The organism is Spongiibacter sp. (assembly GCF_984394615.1).
The window spans coordinates 1-24,880 of record NZ_CFHTQA010000043.1 but is presented as its reverse complement, the minus strand read 5'-3'; the positions used below and the strand labels follow the sequence as shown (position 1 = coordinate 24,880).

23 protein-coding genes are annotated in these 24,880 nt (G+C 57.9%); 14 read left to right on the top strand and 9 right to left on the bottom strand.

Annotated features, from left to right (window positions below; translation table 11 throughout):
- The first annotated feature begins 138 nt into the window (after positions 1 to 138).
- The gene (locus AC5DB9_RS13880) at positions 139 to 819 is read left to right on the top strand and encodes a DNA-3-methyladenine glycosylase I (RefSeq protein WP_272993582.1); all 681 of its coding nucleotides are present in this window, start codon (positions 139 to 141) and stop codon (positions 817 to 819) included.
- Between the two features lie 70 nt (positions 820 to 889).
- Positions 890 to 2,611 carry a bifunctional diguanylate cyclase/phosphodiesterase gene (locus AC5DB9_RS13875; protein ID WP_272993580.1) on the top strand — a complete coding sequence of 574 codons (1,722 nt, stop codon included), beginning with the start codon at positions 890 to 892 and terminating at the stop codon, positions 2,609 to 2,611.
- A 99-nt stretch (positions 2,612 to 2,710) separates the two neighbouring features.
- On the opposite strand, the gene AC5DB9_RS13870 is transcribed toward AC5DB9_RS13875, so the two are convergent.
- The 4 genes from AC5DB9_RS13870 to AC5DB9_RS13855 all read right to left on the bottom strand — a co-directional run bounded on the left by AC5DB9_RS13870 (position 2,711) and on the right by AC5DB9_RS13855 (position 6,921).
- Positions 2,711 to 3,832, bottom strand: a complete 1,122-nt coding sequence (locus AC5DB9_RS13870) for an OmpA family protein (RefSeq protein ID WP_272993579.1) — start codon at positions 3,830 to 3,832, stop codon at positions 2,711 to 2,713.
- A 208-nt stretch (positions 3,833 to 4,040) separates the two neighbouring features.
- Positions 4,041 to 4,736: a DnaA regulatory inactivator Hda gene (hda, locus tag AC5DB9_RS13865; protein WP_272993577.1), complete on the bottom strand. Its 696-nt coding sequence runs from the start codon at positions 4,734 to 4,736 to the stop codon at positions 4,041 to 4,043.
- On the bottom strand, positions 4,736 to 5,830 hold the full coding sequence (locus AC5DB9_RS13860) for an AI-2E family transporter (protein ID WP_272993585.1): 1,095 nt from the start codon (positions 5,828 to 5,830) through the stop codon (positions 4,736 to 4,738). The genes hda and AC5DB9_RS13860 overlap by 1 nt, the downstream gene beginning before the upstream one ends.
- 8 nt (positions 5,831 to 5,838) lie before the next feature.
- Entirely contained in the window at positions 5,839 to 6,921 is a 1,083-nt protein-coding gene (locus AC5DB9_RS13855) for a DUF2066 domain-containing protein (protein WP_272993576.1), read from the bottom strand.
- A gap of 152 nt (positions 6,922 to 7,073) precedes the next feature.
- Between AC5DB9_RS13855 and purM the strand changes: the two genes are divergently transcribed.
- Genes purM through AC5DB9_RS13840 form a run of 3 tightly spaced genes read left to right on the top strand, consistent with a single transcriptional unit; the run spans position 7,074 to position 9,487 of the window.
- Positions 7,074 to 8,123 (top strand): phosphoribosylformylglycinamidine cyclo-ligase, encoded by a 1,050-nt coding sequence (gene purM, locus AC5DB9_RS13850; RefSeq protein ID WP_022957817.1) that lies wholly within the window; start codon positions 7,074 to 7,076, stop codon positions 8,121 to 8,123.
- A gap of 1 nt (position 8,124) precedes the next feature.
- Positions 8,125 to 8,778 (top strand): phosphoribosylglycinamide formyltransferase, encoded by a 654-nt coding sequence (purN, locus tag AC5DB9_RS13845; RefSeq protein ID WP_272993573.1) that lies wholly within the window; start codon positions 8,125 to 8,127, stop codon positions 8,776 to 8,778.
- Positions 8,729 to 9,487 carry a DUF3108 domain-containing protein gene (locus AC5DB9_RS13840; RefSeq protein WP_272993571.1) on the top strand — a complete coding sequence of 253 codons (759 nt, stop codon included), beginning with the start codon at positions 8,729 to 8,731 and terminating at the stop codon, positions 9,485 to 9,487. The genes purN and AC5DB9_RS13840 overlap by 50 nt, the downstream gene beginning before the upstream one ends.
- 27 nt (positions 9,488 to 9,514) lie before the next feature.
- Here AC5DB9_RS13840 and dcd read toward each other — a convergent pair whose 3' ends face one another.
- Together dcd and apbC are read right to left on the bottom strand one after the other, a co-directional pair.
- Entirely contained in the window at positions 9,515 to 10,081 is a 567-nt protein-coding gene (dcd, locus tag AC5DB9_RS13835) for a dCTP deaminase (RefSeq protein ID WP_022957820.1), read from the bottom strand.
- Between the two features lie 36 nt (positions 10,082 to 10,117).
- Positions 10,118 to 11,188: an iron-sulfur cluster carrier protein ApbC gene (apbC, locus tag AC5DB9_RS13830; protein ID WP_273009527.1), complete on the bottom strand. Its 1,071-nt coding sequence runs from the start codon at positions 11,186 to 11,188 to the stop codon at positions 10,118 to 10,120.
- A 211-nt stretch (positions 11,189 to 11,399) separates the two neighbouring features.
- Between apbC and metG the strand changes: the two genes are divergently transcribed.
- The 7 genes from metG to AC5DB9_RS13795 all read left to right on the top strand — a co-directional run bounded on the left by metG (position 11,400) and on the right by AC5DB9_RS13795 (position 19,618).
- A complete protein-coding gene (gene metG / locus AC5DB9_RS13825) occupies positions 11,400 to 13,430 on the top strand; it encodes a methionine--tRNA ligase (RefSeq protein ID WP_272993944.1) in 2,031 nt (676 codons plus the stop codon).
- A gap of 153 nt (positions 13,431 to 13,583) precedes the next feature.
- The gene (gene rsxA, locus AC5DB9_RS13820; protein ID WP_022957824.1) at positions 13,584 to 14,162 is read left to right on the top strand and encodes an electron transport complex subunit RsxA; all 579 of its coding nucleotides are present in this window, start codon (positions 13,584 to 13,586) and stop codon (positions 14,160 to 14,162) included.
- Positions 14,163 to 14,174: 12 nt separating this feature from the next.
- Positions 14,175 to 14,780, top strand: coding sequence for an electron transport complex subunit RsxB (rsxB, locus tag AC5DB9_RS13815; protein ID WP_022957825.1), 606 nt, complete (start codon positions 14,175 to 14,177; stop codon positions 14,778 to 14,780).
- Between the two features lie 29 nt (positions 14,781 to 14,809).
- Positions 14,810 to 17,215 carry an electron transport complex subunit RsxC gene (gene rsxC, locus AC5DB9_RS13810; RefSeq protein ID WP_273009526.1) on the top strand — a complete coding sequence of 802 codons (2,406 nt, stop codon included), beginning with the start codon at positions 14,810 to 14,812 and terminating at the stop codon, positions 17,213 to 17,215.
- Between the two features lie 3 nt (positions 17,216 to 17,218).
- Positions 17,219 to 18,271: an electron transport complex subunit RsxD gene (gene rsxD, locus AC5DB9_RS13805; protein ID WP_022957827.1), complete on the top strand. Its 1,053-nt coding sequence runs from the start codon at positions 17,219 to 17,221 to the stop codon at positions 18,269 to 18,271.
- Complete coding sequence (gene rsxG / locus AC5DB9_RS13800; protein ID WP_272993946.1) at positions 18,271 to 18,912, top strand: electron transport complex subunit RsxG; 642 nt, start codon at positions 18,271 to 18,273, stop codon at positions 18,910 to 18,912. The genes rsxD and rsxG overlap by 1 nt, the downstream gene beginning before the upstream one ends.
- Positions 18,905 to 19,618, top strand: coding sequence for an electron transport complex subunit E (locus tag AC5DB9_RS13795; protein ID WP_022957829.1), 714 nt, complete (start codon positions 18,905 to 18,907; stop codon positions 19,616 to 19,618). The genes rsxG and AC5DB9_RS13795 overlap by 8 nt, the downstream gene beginning before the upstream one ends.
- A 1-nt stretch (position 19,619) precedes the next feature.
- On the opposite strand, the gene AC5DB9_RS13790 is transcribed toward AC5DB9_RS13795, so the two are convergent.
- The 3 genes from AC5DB9_RS13790 to AC5DB9_RS13780 all read right to left on the bottom strand — a co-directional run bounded on the left by AC5DB9_RS13790 (position 19,620) and on the right by AC5DB9_RS13780 (position 21,858).
- Positions 19,620 to 20,279: an SDR family NAD(P)-dependent oxidoreductase gene (locus tag AC5DB9_RS13790; RefSeq protein WP_272993947.1), complete on the bottom strand. Its 660-nt coding sequence runs from the start codon at positions 20,277 to 20,279 to the stop codon at positions 19,620 to 19,622.
- A gap of 4 nt (positions 20,280 to 20,283) precedes the next feature.
- Positions 20,284 to 20,730 (bottom strand): nuclear transport factor 2 family protein, encoded by a 447-nt coding sequence (locus tag AC5DB9_RS13785; protein WP_022957831.1) that lies wholly within the window; start codon positions 20,728 to 20,730, stop codon positions 20,284 to 20,286.
- A gap of 114 nt (positions 20,731 to 20,844) precedes the next feature.
- Complete coding sequence (locus tag AC5DB9_RS13780) at positions 20,845 to 21,858, bottom strand: AraC family transcriptional regulator (RefSeq protein WP_272993948.1); 1,014 nt, start codon at positions 21,856 to 21,858, stop codon at positions 20,845 to 20,847.
- Positions 21,859 to 22,058: 200 nt separating this feature from the next.
- Here AC5DB9_RS13780 and AC5DB9_RS13775 point away from each other — a divergent pair, with 200 nt between their 5' ends.
- The gene (locus tag AC5DB9_RS13775; RefSeq protein WP_022957833.1) at positions 22,059 to 23,129 is read left to right on the top strand and encodes a helix-turn-helix domain-containing protein; all 1,071 of its coding nucleotides are present in this window, start codon (positions 22,059 to 22,061) and stop codon (positions 23,127 to 23,129) included.
- 103 nt (positions 23,130 to 23,232) lie between these two features.
- A complete protein-coding gene (locus AC5DB9_RS13770) occupies positions 23,233 to 24,762 on the top strand; it encodes a hypothetical protein (protein WP_272993949.1) in 1,530 nt (509 codons plus the stop codon).
- The last annotated feature ends 118 nt before the right edge of the window (positions 24,763 to 24,880 follow it).

The following is a 24,880-nucleotide window of genomic DNA, read 5'->3' as shown; positions in this document are numbered from 1 at the left end:
TCCGGCGTTAGGCCCGTTGAGTACGTGCTGCACTGTTCAGGCGTATTACGTATTATCGTTGCCGGACATGGTAGCCTCCGGCCGGTTGAGTCCCAATCATCCGTCTGCATGAGGCCAACAACAATGTGGAGCCACAGCATGAAGAGCCTTTATCAGCGTTATTTGGAGCGGGCCGTAAGCTACCAGGGTAATCTCGCCAGTCTGGAGGCACGCCTCCCGGCAGCCAAGTCCGGCAAGCAGCTCTGCACCCAGGGTGATGATCGCTACCTGGCCGAAATGGCGGCCTGTATTTTTCGCGCCGGTTTCGTCTGGCGGGTGGTGGAGCAGAAATGGCAGGGCTTCGAAACGGTCTTTAATGGTTTTCTGCCGGTGTGGGTGGCATCGCGCTCACCGGAACAGATCGAAGATATGGCTAGCGATACGCGCATTATCCGCAACCTGAGCAAGGTTAAGGCCGTACAGGACAATGCCTTGCTGGTCACGGATTTACAGCGAGAATATGGCGGAGTAGGGGCATTTCTCGCACAGTGGCCTAGTGACGACATTATCGGCCTGTGGGCCTATTTGAAAAAGCATGGCAGTCGCCTGGGCGGCAATAGTGGGCAGTATTTTCTGCGCTTTTCAGGTAAAGACACGTTCATCCTCAGCCGTGATGTGTGCACCGCGCTGCGAGCCGAAGGCATCATCGACAAGCCTCAAGTTACCGCCAAGCGGGATTTGCTGAAAATGCAGAACGCATTCAACGAGTTGAGAGCAGACAGTGGTCGCACACTGAGCGAGCTGAGCATGATACTGGCGCTTTCAGTAGGGCCACACTGACTCGCGTCATCAAGCTGTCATTGAGCCCTGCCACCCTGTTGCTACGAAGCCGTAATGTCAGATATGTATCATGCAGGGCTCAGCCGCCACCCACTATCCCGCTCCACCACCGATTTCCACGCAGTTTCAGGCCATTGTCGACCTCCGTCAGGGCCGGATTGTCGGTCATGAGGCGCTTTCCAGAGGCCCTGAAGGCCCCCTCCATCACCCCCAAGCGCTGTTTGAACATGCCTACGAAAACGGTTGGGGGCTGCATCTGGAACAGCACTGCGCGGAGCTTGCCTGCCGGCGCTTTACTCGCAATGAAAGCTTGCTGTTCGTGAATGTAAACAGCCAACTGCTTCTGGAAGCAAGCCATCGGCAGCACTTGCAACATTACAGTCGATCACTGGCCTCACGACATTCACGATTGGTTCTCGAGCTGTCGGAACAGCACGGATGTTGCGATACGGATGCATTGAATGACGCCATACGCGAATTGCGAAAAGACGGCATCCGCATTGCGATCGACGACCTCGGCCTTGCACATTCCGGCTTGCAGCGCTGGCTGTTACTGCGCAGCGACTACGTCAAGATAGACCGTTTTTTCTGCCAGTATATCGATCGAAACCCCGACAAATGCGCGCTGCTCAGCAGCCTAATCGCGCTGGCCAGGCACCTTGGCACCACGCTGATTGCAGAGGGAGTTGAGCGCCCGGAAGAAGCCCTCCGCTTGCAGGAACTGGGGATAGACCTGATGCAGGGCTATTATTTTCAGCGCCCCGGCCAGCTACTCCACTCGCTGCCCCCGCAGCTGATGAGCCCCTGCCAGCCGAACACCGCAGCAGAGCGCACCGGTGATCACAGTATTGCCTCGCTGATCCGTCCCACCGCCGCGCTACCCCAACACACCCGGATGGAGGAGATCGTTCGGTATTTCCAGCAGCACCCGGAACTGGATAGTCTGCCGCTGATAGAAAATGGCATGGCTGTGGGTGCCATTACCCGTCGACGCGCACTGGAAGTATTCAGCAGTGATTTTGGACGCGAACTCTACGGACGCAAAACCGTCGCTCATTTCATGGAGCGCGATACGGTTATTGTTGAACATTCAACGTTACTCGAGGATGTCAGCTACCAACTGACCGACGCCTCGCGTGGCAATCTGGCGCAGGAATTTATTGCCGTCGATCGGCGTCGCTACCTCGGCACGGTTCGCACCAGTGACCTGCTGCGCCGCATTACTGACCAACAGATTCGCAATGCCCGCTACGCCAACCCGCTAACCGGATTACCGGGCAATGTGCCCATCAATGAACATATCGAAGCCCTGCTGATAAGTAATGCGGACTTCGCCGTTGCCTACTGCGACATCAATGACTTCAAAGCCTACAACGATGCCTATGGCTATGCGATGGGTGACAAAGCCATTTCCATCCTCGCTCGCCAACTTCAAGAGTTAAGCGACGACTGCGACTTTGTGGGCCACGTCGGTGGCGATGATTTTATTGCGGTACTTCAATCGCCCGATTTCCAGCTTCGTTGTGAAGAGCTTTGCCAGACATTTTCCAACGAGGCAGCCCAACTCTACACGGCAGAGCACCAGCAACTTGGCGGCATCTGGTCGCATGATCGCCAGGGAAAAGACGCCTTCTTCTCTACCATGAGCCTGTCCATTGGCATCGTCACCATCGGCTGCGCCGGGGCAAGAGACGCCCATGAAGTCAGCAGTCTGGCGAGTGAAGCCAAAAAATCCGCGAAGAACCTGCCCGGCGGTGGTGTCTATCTGCTTCAACCGCGATCACTCGACTGAGAGATTTCGCTAAACCGCCGCATGTTGCGAACAGCGTTTTACAAGACATAAAAAAAGGGCCCCGTGTGGGACCCTTTTTTCGTGCTCAAGAGTGAGGGCTTATTTAGCCACTTCAGCTTCCATCACAGCAACAACACGACGGTTGGCTTTACGGCCTTCCGCAGTGCTGTTGTCCGCAATCGGACGCTCTTCACCGTAGCCTACCGCGCTCAGACGGCTAGCATCGATGCCGAACTCTTTAACCAGCGTGTTGCGGACTGCGTCAGCGCGACGCTGAGACAGCTGCTTGTTGTAAGCGGCTGCACCCGTGCTGTCAGAGTGACCTTCCACAACGGCTTTAACACCACCGAATTGCTTCATGAAATCAGCAACTTTCTTCAGCTCGCTCATTTCAGAAGTGGGGATTGCGTCAGAGTTCAACGCAAACTTCACGTCCATTTTGATGGACTCGGTGTGCTTCAGTACAAATTTACAACCGAACTTGTCTACCTGACGACCCGCAGGTGTGTTGGGACACTTGTCGCGGTAGTTAGGTACGCCGTCACCATCTTTGTCCAGTGCACAGCCTTTGGCATCAACCGCGATGCCGGCGGGCGTGCCCGGGCACTGGTCCATGCTGTCGACAACGCCATCGGCGTCAGAGTCATCAACCACAGGCTCTGGAGCCGGTGCCGGAGCAGGCTTGTCCTGGCTACCCAGCGCGTAGCTCAGACCGATGGTGATAACACCGTCGTTGGTTTCGTGGTCGAAGCCGTAGTAGTAACGCGCATCGGCACGCAGAGCCAGCGGGCCACTCAGTGCGTAGCGAACACCACCACCGACATTACCCTGGGTAATTTCTTCTTCACGAACGACGTCTGGGTTAAAGATACCCATGCCCAGACCCGCTGCCGCATAGGGCTCGAGCTTGTCGTTGGCAACCGGGAAATAACGGATACCGTTCACAGAGAAGAAAGACACCTCAGCGTCGCCAGCAGTATTCCCGAAGCTGTTATCTGCTTCAGCGTAGGTACCGCTGACTTCAACACCCCAGTTATTCTCAAGGCGGCGCTCAACGCTCAGTACCGCTGCAGCTTCGGAATCAAGATCCCACAGGCCGTCAAAGAGGTGATAACCAACACCGGCGTTCAGGTACCATTTGTTATTGCCAACCGCATCAGCGGCCATAGCAGGCGCGATCATGACCGCGGCAACGGCTGCACCCATCAATTGTTTACGCATTGTAACTCCCCCTGATTTATCACTTAGTTCTTCCGTCCGACCTTGGTTTATCAGGCCTTGGGATAAGAATACCACGCAAACTGTTTCTTGCAGCTGCGCGTTTGAGTAATTTTACCGCTGCATGTAAACGCTTAAGCACTTGTTAGACAAGCGTAATCGGCAAAATTGCGTCACACGTCAAGGACCCGTAATTACAGAAAAGTTCCCGTCACCAACACATAATTTCTTTAACAAAGGGCTTTGTAAGCCGGCGCTGCTGCGCAAGACTGTGTCTATCGAGCTCGGTTAACACCCGAAATAAACTGTGCAAATCCCGCTGACAGCGTCGATAGATATATTCCGCGACGGGCTGACTTACCTCCATGCCCAACGCCGACGCCCGGTGCTGAAGCGCCTGGATGCGTTCTTCGTCGTCGAGTTCTGTGATCTGGTAGACACTAAAGCTCCTCAGGCGAGAGGCCAGATCAGGCAAATCAAAGGCAATCGCAGACGGGACTTGGGCCGCGGCAAAGACCAGCTGGCAATGATTCGTGAGGCTTTGGTTGTAGAGCGAGAACAGCGCCACCTCCCAATCCCGATTGCCGACAATGGCATCAAGATTGTCCAGGCAAATCAGCTCACTCTGCTCAATGCCTTCCAATACCGCGTCTGCCGGATAGTCGCGGACATCCTCAAGCGGAATATAGCGGACATCGCGCTGCAGCGCGCTGGCACGGTGACAACATGCCTGCAGCAGATGGCCACGACCAGTACGACCAGCAAGAAAAAGGTGTTTTTCGCCCTGCCCATCCGCAACAGCCTGAAGCTGGTTGACCACAAGCCGCTGACTTTGCGGAGTATAGTAGTTATCGAAAGTCGCCTCGGTATCCAGACTCAACGCCAGTGGCAATTGCCCCCGCTCCATCACGCCTCGTCCGTCTCATCGTGGTCGTCATCGAGAATAGCGAGGTCGCCCCCCTCCCGATACCACTCGCTGCGCACATACCAGGCATGCAGATAGGTCGCCATGACCTTGAGTACCGATGCCACCGGCAGCGCCAGCAATATCCCCAGAAAGCCGAATAGCTGTCCGCCGGCCAGCACGGCAAAAATGACCATAACCGGATGCAGGCCGACCTTGTCGCCGACCAGCGTTGGCGTAAGGAAGACGCTCTCCAGTACTTGTCCGATTCCGAAGACGACAGCCACACCCAACAACTGCCAGGAAAGATCAAACTGGAAATACGCTGCCAGCCCTGAGGCGGCGATACCCACAATAAAGCCCAGATAAGGCACGATACTGGCCAAGCCGGCCATCAAACCCAGCACCAAAGCCAAATCCAGCCCCAGGATAAACAGGCCGATGGTATAGATAGCTCCCAGTGACAGCATGACCAGAAACTGCCCACGGGCAAAGGCGCCGAGAATATCGTCGCACTGCCTGGCCACCTCAACATACAGCGCCTCATGCGAACGCGGCAGCAATTTCCGGATCGCGGCAATCATCACATCCCAGTCGCGCAGCAGATAGAACGTCACAACAGGAATTAAGGTCAGGTTGGCAATCCACGCCATCAGCGCCAGGCCCGAGCCGCTGATCTTCTTCCACAGGTAGACAAAGACACCACCCGCTGCACTCCAGTGCTTGCTGATGGCCTCTTTGGCCGTATCCATCGGCTGAGCCTGCTCGGGTAAATCCAGATAATCTCGTAGCCCGGGCAGCGCAGACTCCTGCACCCAGGCCACCAGATCGTATAGTCGCTGCACTAACAGCTGCGTCTGATCGAGCAGCAGTGGCAGCGTAATCAGAATCATCAGCAGAGAGAAAAAGCTGAGGGAGCAAAAAACGATTACCACGGCGGCCGTGCGCCCTACCCCTCTCGCCTCGAGGCGATCTGCCAACGGATCTCCCATGTAGGCCAGCACTGCTGCGATGGCAAACGGCATCAGAATCGGACTCAGGGCATTGAGCAGCAGCCCCACCAACAGCAGCGCCGCCGCGACCCATACAAGGCGCATATTCACCTTTAACGCCGTCCCTGCCAGCGATAATAGGCCGCCACCGGCAGCGGCGCATTGCTCATTCGCTCGTCGAGCGACCGCTCACGAAGGCGACCGTCAAGCTGCAGAAAACGCTGCACTTTTTCCATATCACCGTTCAACACAAGGTCCAGCACCAATTCGTTACCCGACATCCACGCGGGGTTGGCATGCTTGATCACCGCCAGAGACTCGAGGTAGGTCACCATTTGCGCGTAATCCGCAAAGCTCTCCAGTCCGTCGATATGCACCAGCGTACCACTGCCTTCCGCGCCGCCACCTGAGGTTTGTACGGCGTAACGCTGAGCCTGAATATCCGCGACGCGATCAATGGCGCCAACCATAAATGACGCGTCATCACCCTCGCTGTCGAAGCGCTGGGTATTATCACCATCCAGCAACACCCAACTGGCGAGCCACTGCCCACTGGATAGCCGCGTTGCCCTGCCCATCAGAACAAAAGGCGAACCGTAACGCTGCGACGCCTCTCGTACCTGATCGACGGACAGCGTCCACAGCGCGTCACTGCTGAGATTCGAGGCATCAACCAGATCAAACAGCGGCAACTGCAAGGCCAGCCCGCGACGCCGAACGTCGTCGCGCAGCTGCTGCTCAACATCTGCGGCAGCGCCAGACCCGACAAATTGCCGCCCTTCCTCAGTATCAACCAGCAGCCAAAGCAATACCGGGGGACGATTCGCCGACCACACGGGCAAGCCCGCAGACTGAAGCGCCGAATTCACCTGGCGGGGAGAAAATGCCATATCCAACCACAACTCACTGCCGCCATCTTCAGTGTCTTGGCGTTGATAGCGAAAACGCGTCAGAAAGGGTTCCGGGGATGACAAAGCCTCGACAATTGCAGGAGACTCAGCGGGGTTGCGATTCCCCGACACCCGAATCATCACCAGCTCCAACCCCTGCCCCGCCACCGTTCTACGGGCGTCGCGACTCTGATCGGCCACCGGCAGACGCACGTCGTAGAGATTATCAACAATATCAGCGTGACTGCCGAGACTGCCCAGCAACAACAGTAACAACAGCAGTGGTCGCGTCAGCGCAACTCTCACAGTAGGTAAACCTCGCTCCCTGTATATGGCGCGACAGTGTAGCAAGCTGCAATAGCCAAGTCCTGAACTAGGCCAAAATTCCCGATTTAGCTGCTGAATTGCCACGCCAACCAAGCTAGAATAGCGCCCTCAAAATGGACAGCCAAGCGACTATGACCGATACCAACAAGCCAAGCCTGAGTTACAAAGACGCTGGCGTCGACATCGACGCCGGAGATGCCCTCGTTGAGCGGATAAAGGATGTTGCCAAGCGCACCCGCCGCCCGGAAGTCATGAGCGGCCTGGGAGGCTTTGGCGCACTCTGCCAATTGCCCACCGGCTATAAAGAGCCCGTACTGGTGTCCGGCACCGACGGTGTGGGCACCAAGCTCAAGCTGGCCATGGATGTCGGCATTCACGACAGCATCGGCATCGACCTCGTCGCCATGTGCGTCAACGACCTGCTGGTCACCGGCGCCGAGCCACTGTTTTTCCTCGACTACTACGCCACCGGCAAACTCAATGTCGATATCGCCAGCAGTGTTGTCACCGGCATCGGCAAAGGCTGCGAACAATCCGGCTGTGCGCTGGTCGGCGGCGAGACGGCGGAAATGCCCGGCATGTATGAAGGCGAAGATTACGATCTGGCCGGCTTCTGTGTGGGCGTGGTGGAAAAATCCGGCATTATCGACGGCAGCTCAGTACGCATCGGCGACAAACTGATCGGCATCGCCTCATCCGGCCCCCACTCCAACGGCTACTCGCTGATTCGCAAAATTATTGATGTCAGTGGCGACCCGCTGGACAGCCCTTTTGGCGACAGCACGCTGGGCGAAACCCTGCTCGCACCGACGCGCATCTACGTGAAACCGGTGCTGAACATCATCAAGCAGTTCCAAGTGAATGCCCTGGCCCATATCACCGGCGGCGGCTTGCTGGAAAATATTCCCCGTGTTCTGCCCCGCAACACTCGCGCGGTGATCGACACCAATAGCTGGGAACAACCTGCCATCTTCGACTGGCTGCAACAGCAGGGCAATGTCGAGTCGCGGGAAATGTACCGCACCTTTAACTGCGGCATTGGCATGGTCATGGCCGTTTCCGCCGACGAAGCGGACAGCATTCTCGACATGCTGCGCCAGCACGGCGAGAACGCAACGGTTATCGGCAGCATTGAGGCCGCCGACGACGACCAGGAGCGCGTGGAACTGTCGGGCCTGTAAGATGGCCTGTCGTATTGTCGTATTGATTTCCGGCGGTGGCTCCAATCTGCAATCGCTGATTGATGCCGCGCAGTCGGATCAACTTGCCGGCGGCAGCGTTGTTGCCGTCATCAGTAACAAGGCCGAAGCGGGTGGACTAGAACGCGCCCGCGCCGCAGGTATTTCCACCGCTTGCATTGCCCACGGCGACTTCGACAGCCGCGAGTCCTTCGATGACGCCCTCAAAACGGAAATAGACCGATACCAACCGGATCTGGTCATTCTGGCCGGCTTCATGCGCATCCTCACGCCCGGCTTTGTCCGCCACTACCTGGGACGTCTGCTCAATATCCACCCGTCTCTGCTGCCCAAGTACCCCGGACTCCACACTCACCAGCGCGCACTGGACGCTGGCGACCCCGAGGCTGGCGCCACGGTTCACTTTGTTACCGAAGAATTGGACGGCGGACCGCCGGTATTACAGGCAAAAGTACCAGTTTGTGATGGCGATACCGCTGCAACTCTTGCCGACAAGGTCCTGTCCAAAGAGCATCGCATCTACCCATTGGCAGCCTGCTGGTTCGCCGAGGGCAGACTGACTCTGGAAAACTCAAAGGCGGTACTCGATGGCACAATTCTTCCGCAAAACGGCATCTTGTTCGACGACCTCCCTTAACGGCGTCATCACGAAGGGCATCGCGCCTTTCCTGCTGACCGTGACAAGTGCGGCAGCCAGCCACGCCGGAGACACTGGCGCTTTACAAGCCTACACAGCCAAATACCAACTGACGAACGGCGCGCTGGCCGCAACCGCTGAACGCACATTGCGCAAGGAAGGCGACCACTGGCGGCTCAGCCAGAATGCCAGCGTCTTGTTTCTCAAGGTCGACGAAGAGAGCCTGATTGAAGAAGTCGACGGCGCGCTGCGCCCGCTGTCTTACCAGTATCACAACAATCTTCGCAGTAAGAGCGATCAGAATTTTGTCTTTGACTGGCAGGCTGGGCGCGTGTCCGACAAAGAGGCGCGCCGTCCCTGGGAAAAAGCACTCAAGAGCGGCTATCAGGATCAACTGAGTTCACAGCTGGCCTTGCGCCATGCGCTGATCACCGGGACCTTTGACGAAAGTCTGGAGCAAACGCTGGTAGCCAAAAAAGGCAAGATTAAAACCTACTCGCTCACCCGCCTCGGCGAAGAGCGTTTGGACACGGCCATCGGCGCGCTGGACACGGTCAAACTGCATCGACAGCGGCCAGGCAGCAGCAGCGAGGCCACCCTGTGGCTGGCGCCGTCACTCAATTACATGATTGTCAAAATGGAGCAGATCGACGATGACGAGCGCTATACATTGGAACTGCTCAGTGTCGACCTGCAAGGCGATAACTAAATAGCGCGTCACCGCGCGCTACCACCATCAGGTTTTAGGCAGTGTTACGCCCTTTTGCCCCTGGTACTTCCCGCCGCGGTCGCGATAGCTGGTTTCACAAATCTCGTCGGATTCAAAGAACAGCATCTGCGCCACACCTTCATTGGCATAAATTTTTGCCGGCAGCGTGGTGGTATTGGAAAACTCCAAGGTCACATGACCTTCCCATTCTGGCTCTAACGGCGTGACATTAACGATTATGCCGCAGCGAGCATAAGTCGACTTACCCAGACACACGGTCAACACACTGCGCGGAATGCGGAAGTATTCCACGGTGCGCGCCAGTGCAAACGAATTCGGGGGAATAATGCAGTAGTCCCCGGTAATGTTCACAAAACTGCGCTCATCGAACGCCTTGGGATCAACCGTGGCAGAGTAGGTATTGGTGAACACCTTGAATTCGTTCGCACAACGCACATCGTAACCATAGCTCGAGGTGCCGTAGGAAATAATCTTGCTGCCATCCTGCTCACGCACCTGACCGGGCTCAAAGGGTTCAATCATGCCCTCGGACTCCGCCATGCGACGAATCCACTTGTCTGATTTAATCGCCATATTGCTCCTCTGCACCACCCCAAGGCGGCTTCTTTATTAATCGTCGCTGATAGAAATACTGGGCGCCGCGTCGCTGTGCCGCGAGCGTTTGGCCAGTGCGGCAGCCATATTCAAGGCAACATCGCGGTAAAGCCCCGCCGCCTCGCCATCGGGATCAGCCACCATCACCGGCTGTCCACTGTCAGCCTGTTCGCGAATCTGCAGCGACAGCGGCAGTGCACCAAGCATCGGCACCCCGTATTCCGCCGCAATGGCATGGCCTCCGCCCTCACCGAAAATATGCTCCGCATGGCCACACTGGCTGCAGATATGAACCGCCATGTTTTCCACGACACCCAGCACCGGTACAGACACTTTCGAGAACATTTCAATGCCTTTTTTGGCATCCAGCAGGGCAATGTCCTGGGGCGTTGTCACGATCACAGCACCGGCCAACGGCACTTTCTGCGACAGCGTAAGCTGAATATCACCGGTTCCCGGCGGCATATCAATAATCAGATAATCCAGATCCTGCCAGTATGTCTGGTTCAGTAGCTGTTGCAGGGCACCGCTGGCCATCGGACCGCGCCATACCATGGGCGTTTTCTCGGTCACCAGATAGGCCATCGACATGGACTGCAAGCCGTGAGCCTCAACGGGCAACAGATGTTGGCTGCCGTATTGCTTGGGTCTGGTGCCAGACGCAACGCCGAGCATCATCTGCACGCTGGGGCCGTAAATATCGGCATCCAGCAAGCCGACTCGCGCGCCCTCCGCAGCGAGGGCCAGCGCGAGATTCACCGAAGTGGTCGACTTGCCGACACCGCCCTTGCCCGAGGCCACGGCAATAATATTGCGGACGTTGGCCATGGCCGGCGCGGATTCACTGCCCTGATGCGAGGCAACGCGCCAGCCTACAGATACCGCACACTCCAAGCCCTGCTCGGCGAGCCTGGACTGCAGAAAATCCTGGTACTGCTGTTGCTGACGACGTGCCGGAAACCCCAGCACCACTTCGCAGGCACCCTGCTCCACCGGCCCCACGTCGGCCAGCTCCGCCAGCGGGGAACTCAAACCGGGCAGCACTGCTGCCAGCAGACATTCGCGTATCGCCTGTTCTGCGTGCACTCGTTACTCCTGAATCGCCGGGCCTGCAACACAAACCCTAAAAGCCATAATAAGGCGGCGAGTATACGCCGCCACCTTAGCGCTCACAACGGCCCGACGGATGCGCCCTGGCGCCAAAAACGCTATAGTATCGCGCCCCATACCGGCACTCGCCACCACCACGCCATGCGAGAAGCCGAGTTCATTACGCTTTGAAAAGTAAAGGATTAGCATGTCGCGCAAGATTCTGGTCACCAGTGCCCTGCCCTACGCCAACGGCCCACTTCACCTTGGCCACTTGCTGGAATCCATCCAGACAGATATCTGGGTGCGCTTTCAGCAGCTGCGCGGCAATGACTGCGTTTACCTCTGCGCCGACGATGCCCACGGCACGGCCATCATGTTGACCGCTGAAAAACTGGGGATCACCCCGGAAGAACAAATTGCGCGGGTGAAAGCCGAACATGAGCGGGATTTGGACGGTTTCCTGATTCGTTTCAACAACTACTACAGCACCCATTCTCCAGAGTGCCAACACTACTCTGAAGAAATCTACAAACGTCTGGATGCCAACGGTCATATTGAACGCCGGGAAATCACTCAGCTTTTCGATCCCGAAAAACAGCTGTTTCTTGCCGATCGCTACATCAAAGGCGTGTGCCCCAAGTGCAAGGCCGACGACCAGTACGGCGATAACTGCGAAGTCTGCGGCGCCACCTACACCCCCGCAGAGCTAATCAATCCGCGTTCGGCAATTTCCGGCGCCACCCCGGTTGAAAAAGCCTCAACCCATTACTTCTTCAAACTCGCTGAGTTTGAACAGCTACTGCGAGACTGGACCAGCAGCGATAGCCTGCAGCCACAGATCGCCAATAAACTCCGCGAGTGGCTGGACGCCGGCCTGCAAAGCTGGGATATCTCCCGCGACGCGCCCTACTTTGGCTTCGAGATTCCCGGCGCACCCGGCAAATATTTCTACGTGTGGCTGGACGCCCCCATCGGCTATATGGCGAGCTGCGCCAACTGGTGCGCACGCGAAGGTCGCAGTTTCGATGAGTACTGGGCCAAAGATTCCAGCGCCGAGCTGTACCACTTTATCGGCAAAGACATTATCAATTTCCACGGTCTATTCTGGCCCGCCATGCTCGATTCAGCGGGTTTCCGCAAACCGACCGCGATCTACGCTCACGGCTTCCTGACCGTCAATGGCAAAAAGATGTCCAAGTCGCGCGGTACCTTTATCAAGGCGGAAACCTATCTCAAACACCTGCCGGCCGAGTACCTGCGCTACTACTTTGCCGCCAAGCTGTCAGGGGCCGTCGACGATATCGACCTCAACCTGGGAGATTTCACCCAGCGCGTGAATTCAGACCTGATCGGCAAACTGGTCAACATCGCCAGCCGCAGCGCCAAATTTGTGCACAAGGGCAATAACGGCAAACTCAGCGCCGAACTCCACAACGCCGAACTGTGGTCGCAGGTCATCAGTGCCGCCGACACCATCGCCGCGCATCTGGAAAACCGGGATTACGGCAAAGCCGTTCGTGACATCATGGGCCTGGCAGACGCGACGAACGAATACTTCGATGCCTGCGAACCCTGGAAACTGGCCAAGACCGACGACGGTGCTGCCGAAGCCGCCGCCGTGGCCTCACAGTGCCTGAACAATTTCCGGGTGCTGGCCACTTACCTCGCGCCCGTGCTGCCGAAACTGGCGGAACAGGTCGAAGCCTTCCTTAACGTCAAGCTGAGCTGGGAAGGCCCGTTCGAGCCACTGCTCGATCACCCCATTGAGAACTTCAAAGCCATGATGGGCCGTGTCGACCCCAAAGTCGTCGATGCCATGGTTGAGGACAGCCGCCAATCCATCGCCGCGGCGGAACCCAAGGCAAGTAAGCGCGAGGCGCCCAAAAACAACGTCGACGCCATTGCCGACACGATTGAATTTCCGGATTTTGCCAAAATTGACCTGCGTGTTGCCGAGATTATCGACGCACAGGCCGTAGAGGGTGCCGACAAGCTGCTGCAGTTGACGCTAAGCCTCGGCGAACTTGGCCAGCGCCAGGTATTTTCCGGCATTAAATCTGCTTACAGCCCGGAACAGTTGGTCGGCCGACTGACCGTGCTGGTCGCCAACCTGGCACCGCGCAAAATGCGCTTCGGTGTCTCCGAGGGGATGGTACTGGCGGCAGGCCCCGGCGGCAGCGAGATCTGGCTGCTGAACCCGGATGATGGCGCCAAACCGGGGATGCGCATCCAATAAACGCTTATCGCCGTAGCCGATAAGCGTTTGTGGATTAAAAGATTTTAAATTGAACACTTGATCGAAATAAAATAGCATTTCGATTTATAACAACCAGCGGCCGGCTTCCATCCTGGAAGTACGGCTGTGAAATCACGGACAGAGGCAACGGCTTTGCTTGCGGATTACTCAATACTGCTATTGGGCGCCATTCTGGTTAACAACTTCGTGTTGGTCCAATTCCTGGGCTTGTGCCCCTTTATGGGGGTATCGGGCAAGCTGGAAACCGCTATCGGCATGTCCAGCGCCACCACCTTCGTACTGACGCTGGCATCGATCTGCAGCTGGATGACCTACGAGTGGCTGCTGGAGCCGCTTGGCCTGGAGTACCTGCGTACCATCACCTTTATTCTGGTGATTGCCGTGGTGGTTCAGTTCACCGAAATGGTCGTACGTAAAACCAGCCCTCTTTTGTATAAAGTTCTCGGGGTTTTCCTGCCGCTGATCACCACAAACTGTGCGGTTCTCGGCGTTGCCCTGCTCAATATCAACAAAGAGCACAGCTTCGTGGAGTCCGCCTTGTACGGCTTTGGCGCCGCCGCGGGCTTTTCCATGGTATTGGTGCTGTTTGCCGCAATGCGTGAACGCATTGCTGTCGCGGATGTGCCAATGCCATTTAAAGGTGCTGCCGTGGGCATGGTCACCGCAGGCCTGATGTCGCTGGCCTTTATGGGCTTTGCCGGCCTGGTATAGCGGAGAGCTGTGATGATTGAACTTGTCAGCCAACACCCTTTCGCGGCCGCCCTGCTGTCCCTGCTGAGTCTCGGACTGGTTTTTGGCGCACTGCTGGGCTTCGCCTCGGTGAAATTCAAAACGGAAGGCGACCCCATTGCGGATCAAATCGAGTCCCTGCTCCCGCAAACCCAGTGTGGTCAATGTGGCTACCCCGGCTGCCGTCCCTACGCCGAAGCCATTGCCAATGGCGACGAAATCAACAAATGCCCGCCCGGCGGTGAAGCTACCATCGCCGCGCTGGCCGACCTGCTCGGCGTTGAAGCCAAACCACTGGATGCCGCCGAAGAGTCTGTTCCCTCCGTCGCGTTTATCCGCGAAGAGGAATGTATTGGCTGCACCAAGTGTATTCAGGCCTGTCCGGTGGACGCCATTCTTGGTTCGGCGAAACACATGCATACGGTTATCGCCAGCGAATGCACTGGCTGCGACCTCTGTGTTGAGCCTTGCCCGGTGGACTGCATTGAGATGCGCCCCATCGAAACCACACTGCAAACCTGGCATTGGGATAAACCGACACCAACCGAAGACCTGATTGCCAGTGATCGCCAGGACAGCACGTCCTCTGCAGCGGCCTGATTCAACGCGTTCCGGGGTAAGCACGCATAATGAGAAAGATTTGGGATATTCACGGCGGCATTCATCCGCCCGAGAATAAAACGCAGTCTCTGGGCGAAGCCATCCGCCCAGCGGGCATTCCCGCCCAACTGATCGTACCGTTGTCACAGCACATCGGTGCACCGGCCGCCCCTATCGTAGAAGTCGGCGACCGTGTATTGAAAGGCCAGATGATTGCCGAGGCCAAGGGTTTTGTCAGCGCGCCGGTTCATGCACCCAGTTCCGGAACCGTGGCAGCCATTGAAGCCCGCGTCATTCCCCATCCATCGGGTATGAGTGCTCCCTGCATCATTATTCACTGCGATGGACAGGATGAATGGATCAGCCACCAGGGCGTGGCCGACTATACCCAGCTCGACAAACCCAGCCTGCTGGAATTGATTCGCAACGCGGGTATTGCGGGCATGGGCGGCGCAGGCTTCCCGTCGGCAGTGAAACTCAGCGGCGGCAAAGACAAGCCGATCGACACACTGATCCTCAACGGCACGGAGTGCGAACCCTACATTACTGCCGACGATATTCTCATGCGTGAACACGCCGCAGAGATCATCGCGGGCGCGGAAATACTCCGCCACCTGATTCAGCCGTCAGGCGACACCCTGATCGGCATTGAGGACAACAAGCCTGAAGCCCTGGCAGTGATGCAAAAAGCGGCGGAAGGCACGGGCATTGAGATCGTCAGCTTTCCGACCAAATACCCCTCCGGCGGCGAAAAGCAACTTATCCAGATTTTGACCGGGCGCGAAGTGCCCTCCGGCGGCCTGCCCGCAGATATCGGCGTGGTCTGCCAGAACATCGGCACGGCCAGAGCCATATATCGTGCCGTCAGCTTCGGCGAGCCGCTGATCTCTCGCATTACCACCGTCACCGGTAATGCGGTGGCCCAACCCCGCAATTATGAAGTACTGATCGGCACCCCGGTCCAGTACCTGCTCGAACAAAGCGGTTTCAATCAGCAGCAGTGCATCCGCCTGATTATGGGCGGGCCGATGATGGGGTATACCCTGCAGGACACCGCCGTCCCCGTGGTCAAAACCAGCAACTGTATCTTGGCGCCCACCGTCGAAGAATTACCGCCACCGCCACCCGCTCAGGCCTGTATCCGCTGCGGTATGTGCGCGGAGGCCTGCCCGGTATCGCTGCTTCCACAGCAAATGTACTGGTTCTCCCGCGCTCAGGAGCACGACAAGCTCGAAGAACACAATCTGTTTGACTGCATCGAGTGTGGCGCCTGCTCGTATGCCTGCCCCAGTAATATCCCGCTGGTGCAGTACTACCGCGCGTCCAAAGCGGAAATCCGCCAGGCGGAACAGGACAAGATCAAATCTGAACGTTCCAAGGAGCGCTTTGAAGCGCGTCAGGCCCGTATTGAACGCGAGGCGGCAGAGAAAGAAGCCAAGCGCAAAGCGCGCCTGGAAGCCGCCAAGGCCAAAGCCAGCGCCGCCACCAAGGGCGACGACAAAACCGACCTTATCCAGGCCGCGATAGAACGCAGCAAAGCGAAAAAAGCCGGTACCGAAGCCGCTCCGACAGATCCTGCCCAGGCGGCCATCGCCCGAGCGCAGGCCAAACGCGATGGCAACGCACCGGAGGAAAGCCCGGCAGAAAAAACCACGCGCCTGGAAAACGCCGTTGCCAGCAGCGAGAAACGCCTGAAAGCCGCGAAGGAAAAACTTCAGCTGGCTGAAGCCAACGGCGATGACAAGGTTGACGCCTTCCGCACGGCCGTCGAAAAAACAGACGCCAAGCTGGCTGCCGCCAAACAGGAGCTGGAAGCACATCTTGCCAAGACAGAACCGCAAGCAGCGACTGCAGAACCGGCCGCCGACCTCGACCCCGCAGCAGCGGCTATCGCCCGCGCGCAAGCTAAGCGGGCCGGCGGCAGCGAGGACGAAACGCCGGAGGCCAAGATTGAGCGGCTGAATGCGCAGATCGACAGCACCACCAAGCGCCTGAGCGCAGCAGAAGACAAGCTGGCGGCCGCAAAAGCCGAGGGCGACGACAAAGTGGATGCCTTTGCCACCGCTGTCGAGAAGACCCAGAGCAAGCTCGACAAGCTGAAAGCCGAACTGGCGGAAATACAGGGTGCCGAGGCAGACGCGCCCACGTCAGAGACAGCTACTGAGCCAGCCGCCAGTGACGATCCGGCCGCCCAGGCCATTGCCCGCGCCATGGCTGCGCGCGCCGCCAACGCCGATCTCAGCGAAGCGGACAAGGCGGCCAACAATGTGGCATCGCTGGAAAAACGTCTGGCCAAGGCCGAGCAAAAGCTGGCCGAGGCGCAAGCGGCCGGAGATGACAGTGCCGAGATCCTTGCGGACTCTCTCAGCAAACTGCAGGACAAGCTGACGGCTGCCCGTCAAACGCTGGATGCCCTGCGCGAGGAACAGAAGTAAGCCATGGCCTTTTTGAAGATCACCTCACCCCACGCCCATGGCCCGATGAGTACCGGCCGTGTGATGCGTCTGGTCATCATTTCTACCCTGCCGGGCCTGGTCGCGCTGACCTGGTTTTTTGGTTTCGGAACGCTCAGCAATATTCTCTGGGCCAGCGCTGGCGCCTTGGCATTTGAAGCCCTGGCACTGAAACTGCGCAAACGACCGATTGGTTTTTACCTCAGCGACTGCAGTGCTCTCGTCACGGCGATCCTGCTCGGCATTGCGCTGCCCCCCGCCGCCCCTTTCTGGCTGCTGCTGATCGGTATCGGCTTTGCCATTTTACTTTGCAAGCATATGTATGGCGGCATGGGCTACAACCCGTTCAATCCCGCCATGGCCGCCTACGTTTTTCTGTTGATTTCCTTCCCGGTAGAAATGACCGATTGGCTGGCGCCCCGCGGCGCGGTGCCAGCCGCTGATTTACTGGGCCCCATTGATGCCCTGTTGCGCAGTCTGGGACTGGCCAGTGGTGGTCAACTGGACGGCATGAGCATGGCCACCCCACTCGATGTGCTCAAGCAAAACGACGGTCTCATGCTGTCTGACCTGTGGGCGCAAACTCCGCAATTCGGGCAGTTTGCCGGTATCGGTTGGGAATGGGCCAACGCCGGATTTCTGCTTGGTGGCCTGTATTTGCTCTATCGCCGGGTGTTTACCTGGCACGCTCCGGTAAGCATGTTGCTGTCACTGAGCCTCATGGCGCTGCTGTTCTACGACGGCGGCAGCTCCGCCTCCGGTGGCGGCGTGCTGTTCCATCTGTTCAGCGGTGCAACGATGTTCGGCGCCTTCTTTATCGTCACCGACCCGGTGACCTCAGCCGTATCCAACCGTGGACGCCTCGCTTACGGCGCCACCATTGGCGTACTGATCTACGTCATTCGCGCCTGGGGAAATTACCCCGACGCTGTTGCGTTCTCTGTGCTGCTGATGAACTTTGCCGCGCCCTTTATCGACCATTACACGCAACCGCGCACCTACGGTCACCGCAAACAGAAAGCAGAGGAAAAAGTCTGATGCTTGGCCAGTCGATTACCAAAAACGGCCTGCTACTCGGTCTGTTCGCAATTTTCACCACCGGCGTGATCGCCGGCACCTACCTGTCGACCCGAGGCCTGGTACAGGACAACATCCGGGCGGCAGAGGAACGTGCACTGCTGGAAATCCTGCCTCGTGACACCCACGACAACAGCATGCTGGACGATGCCGTGGCTCTCAACAACAGCGAGCTGCTCGGTCTGCGCGATACCCGCAATGCCTACCGCGCGCGTTTAAACGGCAGTGTAGAAGCCGTCATTTTGCCGGCAACCGCGCGCGACGGTTATACCGGAGATATCGATCTGATTATCGGCATCAAGCGCGATGGCAGCATCGCCGGAGTACGAGTGCTCAGCCACCGTGAAACACCGGGGCTTGGCGATCAGGTCGATTACAAGAAAAGCCAGTGGGTCGATGACTTTATCGGTCGCGCTCTGGGCAACCCCGATATTGAAAAGTGGAAAGTGAAAAAAGACGGCGGCGTATTTGACCAGTTTACCGGTGCCACGATCACGCCCCGCGCCGTCACCGCCAGTGTGCGCCGCGCACTGGAATTTTTTGCGGCCAACCGCAACATGTTGCTGGACGAAGCCGACAGCGAGGAACAAGACAATGAGTGATATCAGCTACCGCGAACTGTCTCTTAACGGCTTGTGGAAGAACAACCCCGCCATCGTTCAGCTGTTGGGCCTCTGTCCGCTGCTGGCGGTCACCGGCTCGGTGGTCAATGCACTGGGCATGGGGCTGGCGACGATCTTTGTACTGACCGTCTCCAACGCCAGTGTCTCGCTGATTCGCAATATCACCTCAGACGCTGTGCGCCTGCCTGCCTTTGTGATGATTATTGCCGCAGCGGTAACCTGCACAGAATTGCTGATGCAGGCGTTTGCCTACGAGCTGTTCCAGATTCTCGGTATCTTCCTGCCGCTGATAACCACCAACTGCGTAATTCTCGGCCGTGCCGATGCCTTCGCCAGCAAAAACCGGCTGCTGCCATCACTCTACGATGGCTTCATTATGGGGCTCGGTTTTTCCGCAGTTCTGCTGCTGCTCGGCGCCATCCGCGAGGTGATCGGCACCGGTCATATCTTCGCCAATATGGACCTGCTGTTTGGCGAAGGCGCCAAACACTGGCAGATCGTGTTAGTGGAAGACTATAAAGCGGTGCTGGTAGCGATCCTGCCGCCGGGCGCATTTATCTTTACCGGACTCATCATCGCACTCAAAAACGTCATTGACGATGGCATCAAGAAACGCGAAGCCGCACGCAAGACGGATGAAGCGCCAGCCAGCCGCCGCGTTCGAGTGACCGGCAATATCAGCTAAGTTAGCTCAGGCCGCGCACTGGCAGCAGTGCACCGTGCACACCAGACGCGGCCTCCGACAGCAGAAAACACATCACTTCCGCCAACTGTTCGGTCGAAACCCAACGCGAAAAATCGGCCTCTGGCATTGCTTCGCGATTGGCTGGCGTGTCGATCGTGCTGGGCAGTACCGCATTAATATTGATGCCCCGCTCGCGGTACTCCGCCGACAGACTTTCGGTCAAATGCATGACCGCCGCTTTGGACGCACCGTAAGCGCTCATCTGCGCCTGCCCCTGCAGAGCGCCAATCGCACCGACATTGACAACGGCACCACGCCCCTGCGCCAACATACCGGGCAGCACCGCCGCTGTGGCATTGCGCAGTGTGTCCACGTTCATGGTCTGCATCCGCTGCCAGGTCGCAGTGGCAGCGTCCGCATCAAAGTCGCCCATGTCAAAGCCGCCAGCAACGTTACACAAGCCATCAACCACGGCGATTTCCTGAAATGCGCGCTGTACCGCCTGCCGATCGCTCAGATCCACCGCAATGGCATCGGCCGTGGCCGCGCGACGACACAGCGGGATCACCTCCGCGCCATGCGCCCTTGCCCTCGCAACCGTAGCCTGACCAAGCGCGCCGCTGGCACCGGTCACCACAATACGCTTTCCCTGAAGTAGCATTGTCTTATCCCTGCAAATCAAAAAGTAGATGCTGGCTCAAATCCCCGAGCAGATCCACATGCATTTCCCGCCGCACGAAGTGCCATCCTTCATCGGACTGCTTGAACTGATCGTGATAGCGACCGCTGATGATCGCCTGTAACGGCAGCGCGTCAGTCGCCTGAAATACGGTATAACAAGCGCGAGAAGAGGCGATATTCGCTTCGGCATCGACCTCGATGATGGCATTGCTGATTACATGCCGGGTTTTCGGGGTACCGGTATCCGAATACAGACGGGTGGAGCTGCGGTACATCGCCTCAACTTCATCGACACCCCGAAACACCGTGTTGTGTGCCGGGGCATAGATTTCCCCCTGACGGAACAATTGCGCAAGCGACTTAAAATCGCCACGGTCTATCAACTCGGCGTAACGATAAAGCAGGTTTTCGATTTCCCGTGCAGCGTCCATACGTGCGCTCTCTTGCTGCTATTGTTGAGCGGTCACTACACGCAATCCGGGCGAACAGGTCAAGGGGATGCCCTCATCACCGCGCCTGCGGTTTAAAGGGCAAAACCCCGGCGATCAACAAGCCTGCAACATCATTCGATAGCGGCCGGGCGCCTGGCCGTACCAGCGCTTAAATGCCTTCTGAAAAGCACTCTGGTCACTGAAACCCAGCTCAGCAGAAATCTCCAGAAGACCGAGTTCACTGCGTGAAATTAATCCGAGAGAACGCTCTTTGCGCGCTTCATCCACCAGGCTTTTATAGCTCGTTTCCGTATTATTCAAGCGGCGCTGCAAGGTGCGTGGCGCTATCCCCAGCTGCGCGGACACTTCTTCCAAACGCGGCACGCCCTCCGCCAGCTGATTGACGATGCAATCCCGCACCTCTTTGATAATACGGTCTTCAAAATGGAGGTTGGACAGCTCGATCAACGCCGCCTGCTCCAGCGATTTGTGAATCGTCGGGTGCGGATAGCGAGTGGGTTGATCGAGGAAAGCCTTGCTGAAATGCACGGCATTAATCTTACGAGAGAAGTGCACCGGCGCCTCAAACAGCCGTGCCAGCTCCTGAGCATTGCCATCGTCCGGGTGAGAGAAATGCACTTCGCGGAAATCGCAGCCCTTTTCCAGCAGCGGTTTATTCACGCGGTACCAATTGGCAAAAAAGAATTCCACAAGCTGACGGGACACTTGCTGGCGCGGCGCCAATTGCCAGCTAAGGCAGATGGTTTTGCTGTCGATCTCACTCAGCACCATGTCGCCCTGATCGATCAATAAGCGCGAAAAGCGCTGCATCGATTCCACCGCCTGACGGGTATTGGCGGCGCTCATTCCCAGATAATTCACCATGCCCCAAGGGCTTCGGGAACAATGCGTTCCGGCTCGCGCCCCAAGGCAAGGGTCATGCAGCAGCGTGCTGCCCGCATCCAGCGTCATCTCAAACAACCGCAGTGGCACACGCCCCTGATCACTCAGGTGGGCCAGCGGATTCAAGCGCAGCAGCGAGTGAAGTTGCCACTGGGTCACGCCCTGTCCGTATAAATATTCGAGAAGATTATCGAGGTACTCTTTGCATACTGTCGGTGTGCGCATGGCAACATCCCCCGGCTTGCATGGCAGTGCCTCATCGGCCCACTGCATTATTGTTATGGTTTCACAAACGCTCATGCCCGCATTTGCAGTGGTTCCAGACTAGCAAGATTCCCCGCCCACTTGTCCCCCCGCGCCACGGAAAGTATTATCATTAGTGACCGTCACTCTCTATCATTACCGGCCATAGCTGATCATTTCCTGTGCAACTTATTGAAATAGAGCAACTCGGCACCCGCCTCCTCAGAGTGCTGTGGCGCGTATTGCAAAGTCGTTACCCGGCGGTGGATTGCGCCGAGCTGGGCCGGCGCTGCCAGCTCACCGAGCAATGGTGGCAACACTACAGTGCCAACCCGCTGGCAGATGCATTGATCCTGTTGCAGGAGCTCCGTCGCAGCGAGGCACCCGAAATCGCGCTGGAGCTCGGCGACTTGGCTCAGCTCAGCGATCTCGGCCTGCTGGGCTACGCCATGCTGACCTCGCCGAGTTGCGAACAGGCCACCATGATCAGCTGCCACGCCTTCAGTGAAGTGAGCTTTCTGGTGCAAGTGCAACTTGAAACCGGTCCAGAGCAGTCCCGCGTATTTTTTCACCTCACCGACAACGCCTTGCCCATTCAGGCATTGCTGATGGAACTGTGCAGCGTCGCGGCCTGGCGCTATATACAGGCGATTCTTCCAGAGGGGCGCGCCGCGGTGCCCGACCGGCTTGAACTGAGCATCAGCGCGCCTGCCCACCACTCACGCTATCGGGAAATGCTGGGCTGCGACGTTATTTTCGACGCTCCGCGCAATGTCATCATGCTGCCCACCGCCTGGCTAAAACGCCGCATTCCCAGCGGTAACGAACAAGCTGCTGCCGACTGTGCCCGTCAGGTGCAACGCTTGCTGGGAGAAAGCTACCGCAGTGCCAGCATCGTGCAGCGGGTAAAGCGGCTGCTGATGTCGCGTCCCCATGACACGGCCTTTCAATTAGACAACACAGCTCAACTGCTGAATATGAGCCCTCGCAGTCTGCGCCGGCATCTCGAAAATGCCGGGGTCAATTTCCGGCGACTGTGCCTGGAAGTCCGCATGGAATTGGCAAAGGAATACCTGACCAGCACCGGGCTCAGCCTCAAGGAAATTGCCTTTCAGCTAGGTTACACCCACCCCAATAACTTCAACCGGGCGTTCAGCGACTACTATGCGGTATCCCCCCGGCGTATGCGCCAGAACAGTGGTCGGGAAGAGCCCGTGGCGCCCGCTAACCAAGCTGGCGCGCCGCGCCGCTAAAGCCCATCACAAAGGCTGGCACAATCGGTTTAGCACTCGCCCCTGCCGCGAGTTATTGCGATACTTGCCACCACCATAATGCGATCCGCCACAAGGGCTGACTATGACAGTTGCAGACAACACCCCCATTCTCGTTGGCGTTGGCCAGCGTACCTTTCGAGACAGCGGCCACCGGGAACGCACTCCCGTCGATGCACTGCAATGTGCGATTGAGCTGGCGATGGAAGACAGTGGTGCCTACAAAGCACTGCAAGGCGCTATTGATGTCCTGATCACCGAGCCCAGCCTGCTGGAGGTCACTCCCGAACTGGCAGCCCTGCTGCCACAGTATCCGTCCATTGAACTGGCCAAGCGGCTCGGCTTCGACAGCCGCTGCCTCAAAGCCCCCGAAGGCGGCAACGGGCCGCAGATGCTGGTCAACCATTTCGCCCAACAGCTGCATGAAGGCAAAGCCCGCGCGGTTGCCATTGCCGGCGGCGAACTGAGCGCCAGTCTGCGCGCACTGCTCGGCAACGGGCACGACATCAGTCACTGGCCAAAGGCCGAGCCGGGACAATGTGACGAGCCCTGGCCTAATCGCGACGGCGCCAATGCCGAAGAGCACCGCCACAATCTGTGGCTGCCCACCCACATGTACCCGCTGTTTGAAAACGCCCTGCGCCACCGCTACGGCCACACGCTGGAACAGCACCTCGCGCATATCGGCCGCATTATGGAAGGCCTTAGCCATACCGCCTGTGAAAACCCGGATGCCTGGTCTTACCAGCGCCCCCGCGATGCCGCGACGCTGATGAGCTTTGGCGACAGCAGTCCCTATCTGGCCTTTCCCTACAACCGCTATCTCTGCGCGCAGATGAACGTCGACATGGCCGCCGCCGTCATTCTTACCACGGTAGGTACTGCCCGTGAGCTTGGCATTGCCAGCGACCGCTGGATTTATCTGCACGGCTGCGCTGACGCCAATGAAGTGTGGTATGTCTCGGAGCGCGAAGACCTGTCCCGTTCAAGCTCCATTGAAATCGCGGGTAAGGCGGCGTTGCAACGGGCGGGTTGTGATATCGATGACATTGCCATCATGGATCTCTATAGCTGCTTCCCCTGCGCCGTGGAACTCGCCTGCGACGCCCTGTCGATCGACCCCTTTGGCGACCGTGCCCTGAGCCTGACCGGCGGTCTGCCCTACTTCGGCGGCCCCGGCCACAGTTACAGCCTGCACGCGATTACGACGATCGTTCAGCAACTGCGCGAACGGCCAGAGGACCGCGGCCTGATTACCGCGAACGGCTGGTACATGACCAAGCAGTCCATCGGCGTGTACAGCGCCACACCGCCCAGTTCAGCGTGGCAGCGCGGCGATGACCGCGAGCTTCAGGCACGTATCGACAATGCCCCTCACCCTCAGGTTGAGGCTGCCCCGGAAGGCGCGGCACGTGTCGACAGCTATACCGTTGTGTGCAACAAGGGCGTTCCCGATCAGGGCATTATCGTCGGCAGACTGGACAGCGGCGCACGGTTTATCGCCCACACTGAGCAGGACGAGACCCTGTTCAAGCAGCTACTCAGCGAAGATGTGATTGGGCAGCGCGGCCAGGTAAGTGCCGGGGAAACGCACAATCTGTTCCGCTTCGACTGAGCGAAGTGCCTCTCGAAAATATATCCTGCAAACATATCGCGCAAACACAGCCCGTGTCCCGTCCTGACATAGGTTGTCAGGTTTCATGGAGCCGCTTCCGTATAGGAGGCGGCTTTTT